The following is a 15,779-nucleotide window of genomic DNA, read 5'->3' as shown; positions in this document are numbered from 1 at the left end:
CCGGCGCCGAGGTCTCCCCGGCTGCCCGGGCCTCGGCAAGGCGGCACCAGCCGCGATCCGAGGCCACCGAACGAAAGCCCTCGTCCGCGTGCTCTTTCGCCGCCCGGCCTCACGGCCGCCTTCGCCCAGGCAACCGCGTGACCCGCGACGCCCCACCGCGACCGAGAGCCTCTGATGGCCGGCACCTTCCCGACAACACACGACTTCCGCCTCGTCCCCGCCGCGGCCGCGGTCTGGGCGACTGCCCTGGCCGGCCTCTTCCTGAGCTGGCAGACAGCCGTGCTGACCGGCGTGACGGCCGGTGTGCTCGGCCTGCTCGCCTGGCGCAGGGCCTGGTGGACCAGGACCTGCGCGATAGCTCTCCTGATCTCCGGCCCGGTCGCCGCGATCTGGGTGGGCGCGGCAGTACACCGGGCCGAGACCCACCCGCTCCGCCAGGCCGCTGACGAAGGCCGCACCACCACCCTCACCGCGGAACTCACCACCAGACCGAAAGGAATCCGTGCCGAGGGCTTCGGCGGCACCCAGGCCGGAGTCGGGAACGTGGTGATCAGGGCAACGGCGGACGGTGCCCAGCTGGTGGTGTTCGCCCCGGCGGACAAGTGGCGGGATCTGGTGCCAGGCCAGAAGGTCACGGTCAGGGGAACGCTCGCCCCACCCCGTGGCGGCGACCTGGCGTCAGCCTTGCTGCGGGTGCGCGGACCGCCGCAACACCCGCAGCCACCCCCGGCGTACCAGAGCTGGGCCGCGGAACTCCGCGACGGTCTGCGGCAGGCCAGCAAGGTGCTGGACGCCGAAGAGGCCGGACTGCTGCCGGCACTCGTGGTGGGCGACACCGAGCAGATGGTGCCGCGCATCGAGGACGAGTTCCGCACCGCTGGGCTCGCTCACCTGCTCGCGGTGAGCGGGGCGAACCTCGCCATCATCAGCGGCGCGGTCTACCTGCTCACGCGGCGCCTCGGGCCTCGGCCTGCGGCCGGAGCGGCGTTCGTGGCGCTGGTCGGGTTCGTGGTGCTGGCCGGGCCGGAGCCGAGCGTGTTGCGGGCGGCGGTCATGGGCGCGGTGGCGTTGCTGGCGTTGGTGCTCGGCCGGCAGCGGTCGGCGGTGCCGGGGCTGGCGGCGGCGGTGCTCGTCCTGGTGCTGCACGATCCGGCGCTGGGCGGCGAGCCGGGGTTCGCGTTGTCCGTGGTGGCGACGGCGGCGCTGGTGCTCGTCGCTCCCAGGTGGGCGCGGGCGCTCAAACGACGTGGCGTGCCGAACGGCCTGGCAGAGGCGATCGTCGTGCCCACCGCGGCGAGCCTCGCCACGGCGCCGCTCGTGGCCGGGTTGTCGGGGCAGGTGAGCCTGGTCTCCGTGGTGGCCAACCTGGTCGCCGGGCCGGTGGTGGCACCGGCGACGGTGCTCGGGGTGGCGGCGGCAGCCGTCGCGCCGATCAGCAGCACGGCGGCCGAGGTCGTGACGCACGTAGCCGGCCCCGCCGTGAGCTGGCTGGTGCTGGTCGGGCGGCAGGCGGCGTCGGTGCCCGGCGCGGCGGTCGGCTGGCCCGACGGCTGGGTCGGGGCGGTGACCCTGACCGCGGTCACCGCCGCAGTGGTGTTGTTGCTGCTGCTGAAGAAGACGCGGACGTTGGTCGTCGCGGTGCTCATCGGCGGATTCGTGGTGCTGGTGCCGATGAGGGTGGTGGCGCCGGTCTGGCCGCCAGACGGCTGGAAGGTCGTCAGCTGCGACGTGGGCCAGGGCGACGCACTGGTGCTGGCCACCGACACACCGGACACAGCGGTGCTGGTCGACACCGGCCCCGATCCCGGCGCGGTCGACCGATGCCTGAAGACGTTGGGAATCAAGAAGATTCCGCTGGTGGTGCTGACGCACCTGCACGCGGACCACGTAGGCGGCCTGGAAGCCGTGCTCACCGGACGTGCGGTGGGCGCGGTAGCGGTAGGGCCGCTCAAGGAGCCCGAGTGGGCGTGGCGAGAGGTCGCCACCCTTGCCCGCGCCCAGCGCGTGCGGGTGATCGAGCCGCAGGCAGAGGAACGGTTTTCCTTGCCAGGCCTGGAAATGGAGGTGATGGGTCCTCGGAGGCCACCGGTGGCCGAGGACGGCAACACGACGGTGAACGACTACTCGCTCGTGCTCAAGGCGCACACGCGAGCGGGCCGGGTGCTGCTCACCGGTGACGTCGAACTGGCCGGCCAGGCGGCGTTGCTGGGGGAGCGGGACCTCAACGCCGAGGTGCTCAAGGTGCCGCACCACGGCTCCCGGTACTCGCTGCCGGCGTTCCTGAAGGCCGTGCGGCCTCGGGTAGCGCTGGTGAGCGTAGGCGCGGACAACAGATACGGGCACCCGAGCCCACACGTGGTCGACGTGCTGCGGACCGGAGGCGCGCTGGTGTTGCGCACGGACAAGGACGGCGACCTGGCCGTGCTGCCAGGAAACCGAATCGTACGAAGGAGAAGAGATGGTCTGGGTCAGGTTGTTCAACGCGCGCTACCCGATCCCCGGCGGCACGCCGGGCCTCGCGTGGGCGCTGTGGCAAACGAACTACAAGGCCACCCCGTGGCCGCACGATGAACTGAAACCCGATTTCGGCTACTACATCTGCGAATCGCTCGACGACGGCACCCGCGCCATCACGCACAAAGCGTTGATGACGCACGTGCTCCCACCGACAAAGGCCGAGACACCGGAGGCGGCCTACGACCTCGCCGCAGAGCACGTCTTCGACGACACCCTGCGCATCGCCCCGGACGTGTGGCACGACTACCACTACAACGCCCTGAAGGCAGAAGCCCCGTGGCCGCAACGGATCGTGGCGTGGCGCGCCTCGGTGACACCGGTGGGGCCGCACGTGGTCGAAGGCCTGGAACGGTTCCCGCGCACGGGGTGGCTCAAGACCGACGCCATCGCCTTGTGAGCCAGGAAAACCTGGCGGATCTCCGCTGAGCCTGGGTGGGTGCCGTCATGGCGACAGCACCCACCGGGCAGCTGCCTAGCGCAGAGCGTTGATGACGGCCTCGGCCGACGGCGGAACCGTCGCGCGCGGGCCGATCGTGTCGCCCAGCGCGTCGAGGGTCTTGAGGCCGTCGCCGGTGATGAGCAGCACGGTCTCGGCGTCGGGGTCGAGCTGGCCCGAGTCGATCAGCTTCTTCGCCGTCGCGACGGTCACGCCGCCGGCGGTCTCGGCGAAGATGCCCTCGGTGCGGGCGAGGAGCTTGATGCCCTCGACGACCTCTTCGTCGGTGACGTCCTCGATGGCGCCGTTGGTGCGGCGCACCGCGTCGAGCACGTACGGGCCGTCGGCCGGGGCGCCGATCGCCAGCGAGCGGGCGATGGTGTCCGGGCGGACCGGGCGGATGACGTCGTGGCCCGCCTTGTAGGCGGCGGAGATCGGGGAGCAGCCGGTGGCCTGTGCGCCGAACACCTTGTAGGGCGTGGCTTCCACGAGGTCGAGCTGGCCGAGTTCGCGGAACGCCTTGTCCACCTTGGTGAGCTGCGAGCCGGAGGCGATCGGCACGACGATCTGGTCGGGCAGGCGCCAGCCGAGCTGTTCGGCGACCTCGTAGCCGAGCGTCTTCGAGCCTTCCGCGTAGTACGGGCGGACGTTGACGTTCACGAACGCCCAGTCCTCGTTCTCCGCGGCGAGTTCCTGGGCGAGGCGGTTCACGTCGTCGTAGTTGCCGTCGACGGCGATCAGGTCGCCTTCGTACACCGCGCTCATGAGGATCTTGGCGCGTTCGAGGTTGGAGGGCACGAGGACGACGGACTTCCAGCCGGCCCTGGCGGCGGCCGCGGCGACGGCGTTCGCGAGGTTGCCGGTGGAGGGGCAGGCCAGCACCTTGAAGCCGAGTTCGCGGGCTGCGGCGAGGGCGACGCCGACGACGCGGTCCTTGAACGAGTGGGTGGGGTTGCCGGTGTCGTCCTTCACCCAGACCTTGCGGACTCCCAGGGCCTTGGCGAGGTTGTGCGCCTCGACCAGGCGGGTGCCGCCGGGGTCGGTGTTCGGGTGCTGCTCCACAGTGGACGGAACGGGGAGGAGGCCGCGGTAGCGCCAGATGGACCTGGGGCCGGCCTCGATGTCCTCGCGCCGGATCTTCCCGAAGTCGTAGGCCACTTCCAGCGGCCCGAAACACTCGAGACAGGCGTACTCAGGAGCGAGAGGGGTTTCGTTTCCACACTCACGGCACAACAGCGCGCGGGCCGGGCCGAGGTCGAACTTGGTGCTCGTGGGCACAGTGACAGCAGTCATCGCGAGGTATCTCCTCATCTTTCCCGCGAAATCGAACGGGTCGGAATTGGCACCGTGATCGTCTGCGCTCAGTTGCGTCCACAGGTATGTGCACACAGCGCTGACGCCGGTTGCCGGGGCTTCTTCGGGCCGTTCCCTCTGCCCCTCTGGATGAGCGGTGTTCAGTTGTGGTCACCAAGCTACGGCACCAGTCCGTTGCTGAGCCACAGACGTCCACGATCCGGGACGTGGGAAGATGCGGAGCGTGAGCGCACCGGAGTCACTGCACCTCGTCATCGGCGAGGAGGAGTTGCTGGTCGAACGTGCTGTTCGGGCGACTCTCGAGGCTGCCCGCCAGGTCGACCCGAACGCCGATCTGACCCGCGTGCAGGTGACTGATCTCACGCCTCCCGAGCTCGCCGAACTGGTGAGTCCGTCGCTGTTCGCGGAGGGTCGCGTGATCGTCCTGCAGAACGGGCAGGACATCGGCAAGGAGGTCGCCGACACGGTGCTCTCCTACGTCAAGGCGCCCGCGGACGGGGTCACGCTCGTCGTCGTGCACACCGGTGGTGGCCGCAGCAAGGCGGCCAAGGACCTGCCGGGTCAGTTGAAGAAGGCCGGTGCGGCGGTCACGGAGTGCGGCAAGGTCACCAAGCCGGCCGAGCGCGAGGCGTTCGTGCGCAACGAGGTGCGGCAGGCGGGCGGCAAGATCGACTCGGAGGCCGTCTCCACGCTCATCGACGCCGTGGGCACGAACCTGCGCGAGCTGGCTGCGGCCGCGTCGCAGCTCGTGTCCGACACCGACGGCAAGGTGACGGTCGAGGAGATCCGCCGCTACCACCAGGGCAAGGCCGAGGTGACGGGGTTCGCGGTCGCGGAGAAGGCCGTCGTCGGTGACCGGGCGGGCGCGATGGAGGCGTTGCGCTGGGCGATGCAGCTCGGGGTGCCGCACGTGCTGGTCGCGGACGCGCTGGCGGACGCGGTGCGCACGGTCGCGCGCGTGTCCGCTGTAGGACGGGCCGACCCGTTCAGCCTGGCCGGTCCGCTCGGCATGCCGCCGTGGAAGATCAAGAAGGCGCAGGCGCAGGCCCGCGGCTGGGAGCAGGCGGGGCTCGCCGACGCGATGCAGGTGGTCGCGGGGCTCAACGCCGACGTGAAGGGTGTGGCGGCCGACGCCGACTACGCGCTGGAGCGTGCCGTGCTCCGGATCGTCGCCGCGCACAGCCGCCGCTGACCCCGAGGATCACTTCTCGCGCGGGATGCCGATCAGGTACTGGGCGCCGGTGAAGCCGCGTTCGACGCCGATCGTCCACGTGAACGTGCCGGTGTCGGTCAAGCCGTCGACCATCCGCCGCAGTTCCGCGCGCCCGTACATGCGCAGGAACGACACGACGCTGTCCCAGAACATCATGAACGGCAGCACGGGCACGACGTAGGTGAGCGCCAGCCGCAGCAGGTAGCGCGGCAACGGGTTGCGCTGGAACGGCGCCGTCAGCAACACGGTCAGCGTCAGGAAGAACGGAAAGACCAACACGTAGAGCCACGACCGTTTGGTGTCCACGACGACGATGGGCTGCCTGGCGTCGACGGCGTTCTGCAACATGCGGGTGGCCAACGGCGGCGGGAAGTGGTGGAAGGCGCCGTAGATCGTCCGCGTGCCTTCGACGCGGCAGTCCGTGGCGTCGACGGGCGTCGGCACGTGGTCGACCGAGCAGCACGGGTCGGGCAGGCGACGCCGGTTCGTGGCGGCAACGCGGTCGAAGGCAGGCACGTTCGGCACCAGGTCCGTCAGCGTCACCTGGGTGTGGACGCCCTGAGCGTGCAGTCGTCGCTGGATCAGGGGCACCGGGCCGCCGGAACCGGCGCAGAGGTCGACGATCCGGTGGTCCGCGCCCGACCGCAGAGCCAGCGCCAACGGCCGTGCGTACTCGCGGGCGGCGTCCGTCAGCCGGTAGATGGTGGTGATCGACTCCGTGTGCAACGTGCGCAGCACCGGCGGCGTGCCGTCGAGGTCGTGCAGTTCGACGAAGTCGAGGCGCGGAAGCGATTCCATGGACTACGCCTACACCAGAAACGCGGAAGGGCCCCGCCTCCGCGAGGAGATGGGGCCCTTCCAGAAGCTCGATGCGAGCTCGGCGAGCGAGATCAGCCCTGGAGGGCGTTCGCGCGCTGGGCCATCGCCGACTTCTTGTTGGCGGCCTGGTTGGCGTGGATGACGCCCTTGGTGGCGGCCTTGTCGAGCTTGCGGGACGCGTCCTGCAGCAGCTCCAGGGCCTTCGCCTTGTCGCCGGCCTCGGCAGCCTCACGGAACTTGCGGATGGCCGTCTTCAGGGACGACTTGACCGACTTGTTGCGAAGGCGGGCCTTCTCGTTGGTCTTGATCCGCTTGAGCTGGGACTTGATGTTCGCCATCGCGACATCACCCTTCTTGTCGAAACCGGGGTTCGTGACGCGCTTTTGTCGGCACCGGCCACACGGACCGGCTCTCCTCCACGGCGGAGTGCCGCGCGTTCACGACGACGAAGGATATCAGGCCAGCTCAGCGCACCGTGAAGGCGGCCTTCTCGGCGCCGACCACCGCCTCGTACCCGCCGCGCGCGACCTCACGCCGTCCGGCACCGTCCACGTCGCCGACGGTCAGCGCGAGCTGGGCCAGCTTGAACGACACCTCGACCTGCTTCGACTGTCCCGCAGCGAGTTCGACGCGGGTGAAGCCCACCAGCCGGGCGTCCGGCGTGAGCACGGGTGAGGCCGGCTGACGCACGTAGACCGGCACCACGGTGGTGCCCGCACGCGTACCGGTGTTCGCCACCGTGAACTTGACCACGCCGTTCGAACGGTCCACCGACGCCGTCGTCCCCGAGGTCGTGAACGACGTGTACGACAGCCCGTGCCCAAAGGCGTAGAGCGGGTCGTACTTCGCCCCGGCCGAGGTGTTCGCGCCAGGCAGCTGGTCGTAGGTGAGCGTCGGGTCGCCCAGCGCCTTGGGCCACGAGATCGGCAGCTTGCCGCTCGGGTTGACCGCGCCGAACAGCACGTCCGCGATCGCCCGGCCGCCCTCGCTGCCCGGCAACCAGCCCGCGACCAGCGCGTTCGCGTCGGCCGCCGCACCGAGCACCTGCGGGCGCGCGGTCAGCAGCACCACGACCACCGGCTTGCCGGTCGCCTGCACCGCGTCCACCCACGCCTGTTGCTCCGGGGTCAGGATCGGGTTCTCTGTGTCGGCCGGACCCTCCGCGCCGGGCTTCTCGCCGAGGACGACGACAACCGCGTCCGCACCCGCCGCCTCGGACACCGCCGCGGCCTGAGTCTGAGCGTGCACCACGGACGCGCCGGGAACGGCCTCGCGCACACCCGTCAGCACGGTCGCGGTCGGCGGCAACGGCGAGTCGTCCGGCACGCCCTGCCACTCCACGGTCCAGCCGCCGAGCTGACGCCGCACGTCATCAGCGGTCTCACCGGTCACGACGATCTTCTTCGCCGAGGTCGGCAACGGCAGCACGCCGTCGTTCTTCAGCAGCACCGTGCCTTCGGCCGCCGCCTGACGCGCGAGGTCGCGGTCGGCGTTCACCACGTTGCCGTCGGCCTTCGCCGGGTCCACGTACGGCTTCTCGAACAGCCCCAGGTCGAACTTGAGCTTCAGCACCCGCCGCACGGCCTGGTCGATCCGCCCGCGCGACACCGAGCCGTCCCGCACGTTCGCCAGCAGCAACGACGTGAACTCGGCCGCGTTCGACGGTTCCATCGCCATGTCCACACCGGCGTTGACGCTCATCGCGATCGCCGTCTTGTAGTCGGGCGCGACCTTGTGCCGGTCCACCAGGTACCGCATGTCCTGCCAGTCCGAGACCGCGACGCCCTTGAACCCCATGCGGTCGCGCAGCTGCGTCTGCAACATGTACTTCGACGCGTGCACCGGCACCCCGTTGATCGAACCGGAGTTGATCATCACGGTCTTCACGCCGGCGTCGAACTGCGCCTGGAACGACGGCAGCACGAGGTCCTGCAACTGCCTGATCGGGATCTGCGCCGCCGCGCGGTCGTGCCCGTTCTCCGGCGCCGAGTAGCCGGCGAAGTGCTTCGCCGTCGCGGTCAACTGCGCCGTGTCGTCCACCTTGGACTGCTGCCCGCGCACGTTCGCCGCCGCCAGCTGCCCGGACAGGAACGGGTCCTCGCTGTAGGTCTCGTAGTAGCGACCCCACCGAGTGTCGCGCGCGATGTCGGAGACGGGCGCGAAGTTCCAGAAGACACCGGTGGCGCGCAACGCCTTCGACGCCGACACCCCGATCTTCTCCTGCAACGCCGGGTCCCACGTCGCGCCGAGCCCGATCTGGTGCGGGAACATCGTCGCGGAGATGACGTTGTTGTGCCCGTGCACGCCGTCCGACCCGTAGATGATCGGGATCTTCAACCTGTTGTTCTCCAACGCGTAGCGCTGGATGGCGTTGTTCATCTCGGCCCACGCCTTGGGGGTGTTGTCGAGCGGCGCGTCACCGCCGCCGGACAGGATCGACCCGACGTGCGCGTCGGCGAGCACCGCCTTCAGGCACGAGTCGACCAACGGCCCGTTGACGTTGTTGCAGTCACCGCGCAGCTTCCCGACGCGGATCTGCGCCATCTGCCCGATCTTCTCCTCGAGCGTCATCCTCCGCAGCAGGTCCTCGACCCGCCGCTCGGTGGAAGCCCGACTGTCCAGATAGATCTCTTTACCCGCCGCCAGACCACCCGCCGGTGTCAGCGACGCGATCACCACAGCAACGCCCAGCACGCCGAGTCCGGCGCGCTTGCGGGAGAACAAAGACAAGACTCCTCCACGTTCCCGGTGCGCCCGCCGGACACCATCGCGTAGGGGGAGTCGGACAAAACACCTCCGAACGGAGGAACTCAATGACAGCGTTTTCATGCAGGTGAAACGCCTGATCAGCAGCCCCCGCCGAAAGGAGGAAAATGGCGGGATGACACTGCCCGCGCTGCCTGAGGAGACGTTCAGACGGGTGCTCTGCGTCGTCGCGCATCCCGACGATATGGAGTACGGCACGTCCGCGGCGATCGCCCGCTGGACCGCCAGCAACATCGAAGTCGGCTACCTCCTGCTCACCAGGGGAGAAGCCGGGATGCCGAACCCGCCAAAAGAGACGGCCCGGCTGCGCACCGCCGAGCAGGAGGCCGCCTGCGCCGTCGTCGGCGTGCAGCACCTGACGATCCTCGACCACCCGGACGGCGTTCTCGTCTACGGCCTGGACCTGCGCCGGGACATCTGCCGCGAGATCCGCCGGTTCAAGCCGGACGTGGTGCTGGGCAGTTCGTTCGCGATCGAGGCGCCGTGGGGCTTCGACCAGGCCGACCACCGCGCCGCCGGTCTCGCGACCCTCGACGCGGTGCGCGACGCGGGCAATCGCTGGGTCTTCCCCGACCAGGTCGACGAGGGACTCGAACCACATTCACCGCGCTGGTACCTGGTTCCCGCGATGGGACCGAACGCGACGCACGGCGTGGACGTGACGGGGGAGCCGTTGCAACGGGGCGTGCGGTCACTCGAAGCACACGGCGCCTACCTGGCCGCGATCCCGGGCCACCCCGCGCCGGCCGACTTCATCCCGAAACTGGCCGCGATGAGCGGCCAGGCCATGGGCGTCGAGCACGCTGTGCTCTTCCGCGCCCATGACCTGGAGGCTCGGCCGGAACTCTGACGTTCATTCGTCCGGGTCTTCTTCCGCGGGCTTCTTGGGAGGCCTGCCCCGGCGAGGCATCTTCTTCGCCTCGCCGGGCAACCGCCCCGCGTCCGCCAGCGCACGTCGCAGCAGGAACTCGATCTGCGCGTTGGTGCTGCGCAGCTCGTCGTTCGCCCACCTGCTCAACGCGTCGTGCACCGCCGGATCAAGCCTGAGCAGAACGCTTTTGCGATCGACCATCAGGTGTAGAGCGACCCGGTGTTCACCACGGGCTGAGTGGAACGGTCCCCGCACAGGACGACGAGCAGGTTCGAGACCATCGCCGCCTTGCGTTCCTCGTCGAGCTCGACGACCTCGTGGTCGGCGAGCCGCTCCAGCGCGAGCTCGACCATGCCGACCGCACCCTCGACGATCTTGGTGCGTGCCGCCACGACCGCGCCGGCCTGCTGCCGCTGCAACATGGCGTGGGCGATCTCCGGCGCGTACGCGAGGTGCGTGAGCCGCGACTCGATCACCTTCACGCCCGCGGACTGCACCCGTGCCGCGATCTCGATCGCCAGCGTCTCGGTGATCTCGTCCGCGTTCTCCCGCAACGAGAGACCCGTCTCGTCGTGGTTGTCGTACGGGTAGCTGTTCGCGATGTGCCGCACGGCGGTTTCGGTCTGGATGCCCACGAACCGCACGAAGTCGTCGACCTCGAACCGTGCGCGCGCGGTGTCCTCGACCTGCCACACGACCACGGCCGCGATCTCGATCGGGTTGCCGTCCGCGTCGTTGACCTTGAGCGTCGCCGTCTCGTGGTTGCGGATCCGGACGGAGATCTTCTCCCGCGTGGTGAGCGGGTTCGCCCACCGCAGGCCGTCCGTGCGCGCCGTGCCCACGTAACGGCCGAGGAACTGCAACACCCGCACCTCACCGGGCGCGACCGTGAAGAGCCCCTTCCAGATCAACGCCACCGCCAGCAGCAGCAGAACGCTGGCGATCATCCACCCCACCGGCGCCTCTCCGGTCGCGTCGGCGGAGTTGATTCCGCTGATGATCGTCCACACCATCACCGCGAACACCGCCAACCCCAGGAAGAACATCGGCAGACCCGACAGCTCCCGTGCGTGCTTCTCACGGACGGCTGGTGCGGGCATGTGCACTGTCGCCTCGATCGTCGCGCTCATCCTGACCCCCTATCGAAGTAGTAGCTAAGTGATATCACTTTTTTCGCGGTGATCGCAAGCGCGGGCCGGTGCGGGGGAGCTAGCGGTACAGCGCGTCGTCGGTCAGCGAAGCCCAGTCCGCGGCCGAACGGCCGGGGAACAACCGCATCATGGTCCGCTTCGCGTGCTCCTCGACGGCGCGGCGCCGGATCCGCGGATCGTCCGTCAGCTCGGCGAGCACCGCGAGGTCGTCCGGGTTCAGCCGCACTCTGGTCACGCGCTCCGGCGCCAGCCCCACGAGCTCCCACCAGCACGAGTCAGCGGCGTGGTCGGAGCCGAGCGACTGGAAGAGCTCCATGGCGAGCAGGAGCTCGGAGACGCCACGGCTCCGCTCGCCCTGGTGGAGCAGGACGTCGGCCAGCAGGCGGTGACCGTGTGCTTCGACCTCCGGATGGAGTTGCTCGGCCAGCACAGCGGCGAGCAGCGACGCGGCCGACTCGAACCGTCCCTTCGCGAGGGTGATCCGGGCACGCATCAGGGTTCGCTGGCCGTCGGGTTGCCCCAGGCCGTCAGCGGTGTCGAGACCTTCGTGTGCCGCGTCCAGGTGTGCCGAGTCGCCGGTTAGCAGGTACCGGACGTAGTTCCATTCGGCCATGCGCTCGGCGGCCCACACCTCATCGGTGCCGGCGCGGTGCGCGCGGGTGATCCAGAACCGGCTGGTGCCCAGGTGGGACTCCCGGTCGAAGGACGGTCCGTGCTCCGCGAGCTTCAGGTAGAGCCGAGCCACGGTCCGCAGTCCGGCGGCACGCGTCCACAGGTCGGACACTCCTTCCGCGAGCCGGACACCCTCTTCTGCCGCCGCGAGAGCTGCGGTCAGCCGGTGCTCACGCTCGAGGTACCAGGCCTTGCCGAAGATCATGACCTTGGCGAGCAGCGCGGGCTGCTCGCGGCCGAGGGCGGGAGCAGCAGCCGCACATCGCCTGGTGATCTGCCGGATCAGGCTCACGTCACCGCGTTGCTCGGCGACGGCGATCGCCACCTCGAAGGACCTGGCGAGATCGACGTCCCCGTCCTCGTTCGCGAGCAGTTCGTGCAGCAGCTTCCACGCCCGCTCCGAGTGAGCGTCCTCCGCGCGGAGGACGCGGCTGATCTCGTACGAGGTGCGTAGTCCGAGTGCCGACGCTCGGGTGACACGCGGCGCGGTTCCCGCCGCGCCCAGCCTTTCCACCAGGTCCGAGACGTCACAGCCGACCGGGTCGAACCTGTGGACGACGAGGTTTGCCAGCACTGCGGGCGTGCGACGCACGTCGAATCCCGCTGGGGCGACCGGAACCACAGGGCACGCCTCGGTGCTCCTGTGCGCGTACAACCTGTGGCGCAACAGATTCGTCTCGAACTGTGCGGGGCTGTCCGCGCTGAACGCGCGGACGTACGCGTCCGACAGTACGCACAGCACGGTCCGGTCGCGGATGCCCTCCGTCATCCACGACGACAGCGAAAGGGGGGTGGTCGAGGACAGATCCCCGTCCCACACCACGTCGAGCCCGTGCTCCCGCAGTGTCTCCACCAGGGCGGAAGCCATCCGGCTACCATCGCTGTGCGCGTAGCTGACGAAGATCGCCATGTCCGTCTCCTCGGCGAGCTGGTTTCGTGCCTTCAACCTGGCGAGTGAGCCTTCGACGTCGGTCTTCGCCTCGACCGCGGCGACGAACGCCGCGTCGGCGTTCCGCAGCAAGGCGTCGACGCGTGCCGCGTCTTCGTCACCCATCTCGTCATCGATGTGACTCATCTCGACACCTCCTCGCTAGACGTCGAACGGCCAGTTGCCGTCGTCGATCAGTTTCTTCAGGGCAGCTCTCGCATGGCGGAAGTGCGAGCGGACGGTGCTCTCCACCATGCGGAGGTTCTCCGCGATCTCGCACAGGGGAAAGCCGTCGAGGTACCAGACGAACACCACTCGTTGTGTTCTGGGCAGCTGATTCATCGCCCACAGAAGCACGTCCTGTTGTTCCGCCGGCGAACCGATGTTGATGGCGCTTGCGGAGTCGGGAACGTCGCCGGTGACCTCACCACGGCGCCGTCGCGTCGCGTTGCAGGCGGCTCGATAGGCGACCGTGCGGACCCAGGCAGCAGGATTGGTCAGCTCTGACCACGTGCGCGCGGCCAGGGCCATCGCCTCTGCAGCGGCGTCCTCCGCGTCGTGGTGGCTGAAGCCGCACTTCATCAGGAATGCGATCAACGCCGCCAACTCGGTCCGGTAGAACCCGTCGAAGTCAGCAGTGCGGGGCCTGCTCACACGCGGTCTCCTCACTCGCTTCGCTGGGCGTCATCTCCTGGAGCGTCCGGGAGCCGCGAAACGTGCAACGTCGCGGTGGATTCACGCGAACGGGTGGCGTGCTAGCGGCCGCGTGCCGAGTTGATCAGGCACAACAGGAAGACCAGGGCGGCCGCGAGGACGACGATCGCGATGGACCCGGTGCTGACGTAGAGGCCGCCGAGTCCCACCGCTGCCGCGTTCAGCAGGGTGACGAACGAGTCCGGTTCCCGTCGGCGGCGCTCCGGCCGGTCGTCGCGCGACGGTGATGAGTCTTGGGGTTCTGCCATGTGCGGTTGTGTGCCTGACACCACTGGCGCGTGCAATCAACCGGCTGATGTCCGACTTGATCCGCCGCGGGCCGGCGCGCTGTGATGAGCCACATGAGCGGGGAAGCCATGAGGGCGAAGAAGCAGCGGGTGGCCGCCTACGGGGTGTGCATCAACGAGAACGACGAGATCCTGCTGGCGCGCTGGCTTGGCCCAAAGGGCAAACGTTGGATCCTTCCCGGCGGCGGCATCGACCACGGCGAGCACCCGTACGACGGCGTCATCCGGGAGTTCGAGGAGGAGACCGGGTACGCCGTCGAGGTGGTCCGGTTGATCGGCATCGACTCCGAGCTCCGCCTGGACCCCGACCGCGACTACCACGCACTTCGGATCATGTACGAGGTGCGCGTGGTGAGTGGCGAGTTGCGCAGCGAGGTGGGTGGAACCACCGACCTCGCCCAGTGGCATCCGGTGGCAGACATCGGACAACTGGACCGAGTGCCGTCGCTCGACACGGCCCTTGGTCTGTACCGAACTGCCCCACCCGCCGGAATCTTGCGCTAGCTTGGATCTACCGCCGCCGACGACCCAACACCGGAGTTGGCGAATGATCCGATCACTGGCCGCAGTCGGCGCGGCCGCCCTGCTGTCGTCCTTCGTTCACGTGCCTGCTTTCGCTGCCGTCGTCGGCGTCTCGAGCGTGTCCTCCCTGCAGGCCGCGATCGACACCGCACGACCTGGGCAGCGCATCGTGCTGGCCGAGGGCGTGCACACCGCCGAACAACCCATCAAGATCACCAAGTCGGGCATCACCGTGGCCGCCGCGAACGTCGGCCGCACGGTGTTCGAGAAGGGCGGCCTCGAACTCGGGGCCGTTCGAGACGTGACGATCGAGGGCTTCGTCTTCAACGGAACCAGCTCGATGACGGTCCCGGTCGAAGCGCAGGCCACCCGCATCACCCGCAACATCTACAACGGCAACAAGGACGGCGCCTCGCTCACCGTGAGCGCGAACGACGTCGAGGTCGACCACAACACGTTCTCGAACCGCAGCAGCGAGGGCGTGTACCTGCAGATCACCGGTCCGGGCAGCGAGATCGCCCAACGGACCCACGTGCACCACAACTACTTCTACAACCACAGTTTCTCCGGCGCGAACGGCGGCGAGTCGATCCGGCTCGGCTACAGCCACAAGCAGTCGAAGTCGGCGAACGCGATCATCGAGTACAACCTCTTCGAGAAGGCCAACGGCGACCCCGAGGCCATCTCCGTGAAGTCCTCGGACAACACGATCCGCTTCAACACGATTCGCGACAGCAAGGGTTACATCGTCCTGCGGCACGGCAACCGCACCACGGTCGAGGGCAACCTGCTGTTCGGCAGTGGCATCCGGTTCCACGGGAACGACCACAAGGTGTTCAACAACTACGTGCAGAACACCGGGGACAGGGCGATCGTGTTCGGCAAGGGCTCGGAGACGGACAGCGGTCCGTCGTCCACCTCGCACGACCGGCCCGACCGCGTGACCGTCGCGTTCAACACCCTGGTCGGTACGGGCGCGGTGGTCGACAGCGACACGGGCACTTACGCGCCCAAGGACTGCGTGCTCGCGAACAACATCATTCAGGGCTCGTCTTCGAAGCTCGTTGACATGATGAGCGGCTCGACGGTGAAGTACGAGGGCAACATCGTGTGGGGCGGCACCGCCGGCATGCCGAACGGCTACAAGACGGTGGACCCGAAGCTAGCGCGCGACTCGAACGGCCTGCTGCGCCTCGCGTCCGGAAGTCCTGCGATCAACGCGTCGGTGGGTACCTACTCCTATGTGACGCGTGACTTCGACCTTCAGGCGCGCGCCGGCAAGGCTGATGTCGGGGCGGATGAGTACAACTCGTCGGCGGTGCGGAAGCCGTTGACGAAGGCCGACGTCGGGGTCTCCGCACCCTGACGAACGCCGCCGGACGCATTTGTCCTGGTAGCCGCCTCGTGGCGGTTACCAGGACCCCCCGATTTGGAGATCGAAACGGCCCCGTGTAATGTTCTCCATGTCAGAGCGAAGCGGGCCGGGAAATACAGACCGGAACGGGCCTGGCCAAAAAACCGGAAGAGAAAGAGCCTCCGAGAGGCCGATTTGACACCGGAGAGCAAGAC

General features: G+C 68.7%; 15 protein-coding genes and 1 riboswitch. Of the genes, 6 read left to right on the top strand and 9 right to left on the bottom strand.

What is annotated here, in order from left to right; all coding sequences use genetic code 11:
- Nucleotides 1-174 precede the first annotated feature (174 nt).
- The gene (locus JNUCC0626_RS24350) at nucleotides 175-2,571 is read left to right on the top strand and encodes a DNA internalization-related competence protein ComEC/Rec2 (RefSeq protein ID WP_394613083.1); all 2,397 of its coding nucleotides are present in this window, start codon (nucleotides 175-177) and stop codon (nucleotides 2,569-2,571) included.
- Nucleotides 2,459-2,914, top strand: coding sequence for a hypothetical protein (locus JNUCC0626_RS24345; RefSeq protein ID WP_394613082.1), 456 nt, complete (start codon nucleotides 2,459-2,461; stop codon nucleotides 2,912-2,914). Before JNUCC0626_RS24350 ends, JNUCC0626_RS24345 begins: the two co-directional genes overlap by 113 nt.
- Before the next feature lie 75 nt (nucleotides 2,915-2,989).
- On the opposite strand, the gene thrC is transcribed toward JNUCC0626_RS24345, so the two are convergent.
- Nucleotides 2,990-4,246: a threonine synthase gene (thrC, locus tag JNUCC0626_RS24340; protein ID WP_394613081.1), complete on the bottom strand. Its 1,257-nt coding sequence runs from the start codon at nucleotides 4,244-4,246 to the stop codon at nucleotides 2,990-2,992.
- A gap of 11 nt (nucleotides 4,247-4,257) precedes the next feature.
- Nucleotides 4,258-4,403: riboswitch (SAM riboswitch) on the bottom strand.
- Between the two features lie 78 nt (nucleotides 4,404-4,481).
- On the opposite strand from thrC, the gene holA reads away from it, so the two are divergent.
- Nucleotides 4,482-5,459, top strand: a complete 978-nt coding sequence (gene holA / locus JNUCC0626_RS24335; protein ID WP_394613080.1) for a DNA polymerase III subunit delta — start codon at nucleotides 4,482-4,484, stop codon at nucleotides 5,457-5,459.
- A gap of 9 nt (nucleotides 5,460-5,468) precedes the next feature.
- On the opposite strand, the gene JNUCC0626_RS24330 is transcribed toward holA, so the two are convergent.
- From JNUCC0626_RS24330 to JNUCC0626_RS24320, 3 genes are all read right to left on the bottom strand, one after another.
- Nucleotides 5,469-6,278, bottom strand: coding sequence for a hypothetical protein (locus JNUCC0626_RS24330; RefSeq protein WP_394613079.1), 810 nt, complete (start codon nucleotides 6,276-6,278; stop codon nucleotides 5,469-5,471).
- Between the two features lie 92 nt (nucleotides 6,279-6,370).
- A complete protein-coding gene (gene rpsT / locus JNUCC0626_RS24325; protein WP_394613078.1) occupies nucleotides 6,371-6,637 on the bottom strand; it encodes a 30S ribosomal protein S20 in 267 nt (88 codons plus the stop codon).
- 127 nt (nucleotides 6,638-6,764) lie between these two features.
- A complete protein-coding gene (locus tag JNUCC0626_RS24320; RefSeq protein WP_394613077.1) occupies nucleotides 6,765-9,029 on the bottom strand; it encodes a glycoside hydrolase family 3 N-terminal domain-containing protein in 2,265 nt (754 codons plus the stop codon).
- Between the two features lie 151 nt (nucleotides 9,030-9,180).
- Here JNUCC0626_RS24320 and JNUCC0626_RS24315 point away from each other — a divergent pair, with 151 nt between their 5' ends.
- Nucleotides 9,181-9,915, top strand: coding sequence for a PIG-L deacetylase family protein (locus JNUCC0626_RS24315; protein WP_394613076.1), 735 nt, complete (start codon nucleotides 9,181-9,183; stop codon nucleotides 9,913-9,915).
- A gap of 3 nt (nucleotides 9,916-9,918) precedes the next feature.
- Here the strand turns inward: JNUCC0626_RS24315 and JNUCC0626_RS24310 are convergent, their stop codons facing one another.
- The 5 genes from JNUCC0626_RS24310 to JNUCC0626_RS24290 all read right to left on the bottom strand — a co-directional run bounded on the left by JNUCC0626_RS24310 (nucleotide 9,919) and on the right by JNUCC0626_RS24290 (nucleotide 13,649).
- Nucleotides 9,919-10,137 carry a hypothetical protein gene (locus JNUCC0626_RS24310; protein ID WP_394613074.1) on the bottom strand — a complete coding sequence of 73 codons (219 nt, stop codon included), beginning with the start codon at nucleotides 10,135-10,137 and terminating at the stop codon, nucleotides 9,919-9,921.
- Nucleotides 10,137-11,066 carry an SPFH domain-containing protein gene (locus tag JNUCC0626_RS24305; RefSeq protein ID WP_394613073.1) on the bottom strand — a complete coding sequence of 310 codons (930 nt, stop codon included), beginning with the start codon at nucleotides 11,064-11,066 and terminating at the stop codon, nucleotides 10,137-10,139. The genes JNUCC0626_RS24310 and JNUCC0626_RS24305 overlap by 1 nt, the downstream gene beginning before the upstream one ends.
- A 79-nt stretch (nucleotides 11,067-11,145) precedes the next feature.
- Nucleotides 11,146-12,834: a TIR domain-containing protein gene (locus JNUCC0626_RS24300; protein ID WP_394613072.1), complete on the bottom strand. Its 1,689-nt coding sequence runs from the start codon at nucleotides 12,832-12,834 to the stop codon at nucleotides 11,146-11,148.
- A gap of 15 nt (nucleotides 12,835-12,849) precedes the next feature.
- A complete protein-coding gene (locus JNUCC0626_RS24295; RefSeq protein WP_394613071.1) occupies nucleotides 12,850-13,341 on the bottom strand; it encodes an RNA polymerase sigma factor in 492 nt (163 codons plus the stop codon).
- Nucleotides 13,342-13,442: 101 nt separating this feature from the next.
- Nucleotides 13,443-13,649: a hypothetical protein gene (locus tag JNUCC0626_RS24290; protein WP_394613070.1), complete on the bottom strand. Its 207-nt coding sequence runs from the start codon at nucleotides 13,647-13,649 to the stop codon at nucleotides 13,443-13,445.
- A 93-nt stretch (nucleotides 13,650-13,742) separates the two neighbouring features.
- Here JNUCC0626_RS24290 and JNUCC0626_RS24285 point away from each other — a divergent pair, with 93 nt between their 5' ends.
- Together JNUCC0626_RS24285 and JNUCC0626_RS24280 are read left to right on the top strand one after the other, a co-directional pair.
- The gene (locus tag JNUCC0626_RS24285) at nucleotides 13,743-14,192 is read left to right on the top strand and encodes an NUDIX hydrolase (protein ID WP_394613069.1); all 450 of its coding nucleotides are present in this window, start codon (nucleotides 13,743-13,745) and stop codon (nucleotides 14,190-14,192) included.
- A 43-nt stretch (nucleotides 14,193-14,235) separates the two neighbouring features.
- Nucleotides 14,236-15,576 (top strand): polysaccharide lyase 6 family protein, encoded by a 1,341-nt coding sequence (locus JNUCC0626_RS24280; protein WP_394613068.1) that lies wholly within the window; start codon nucleotides 14,236-14,238, stop codon nucleotides 15,574-15,576.
- The last annotated feature ends 203 nt before the right edge of the window (nucleotides 15,577-15,779 follow it).

It is taken from the genome of Lentzea sp. JNUCC 0626 (assembly GCF_043632865.1).
GTDB lineage: Bacteria > Actinomycetota > Actinomycetes > Mycobacteriales > Pseudonocardiaceae > Lentzea.
The sequence above is the reverse complement of the archived record's forward strand: the minus strand, read 5'-3'. Positions and strand labels throughout refer to the sequence as shown.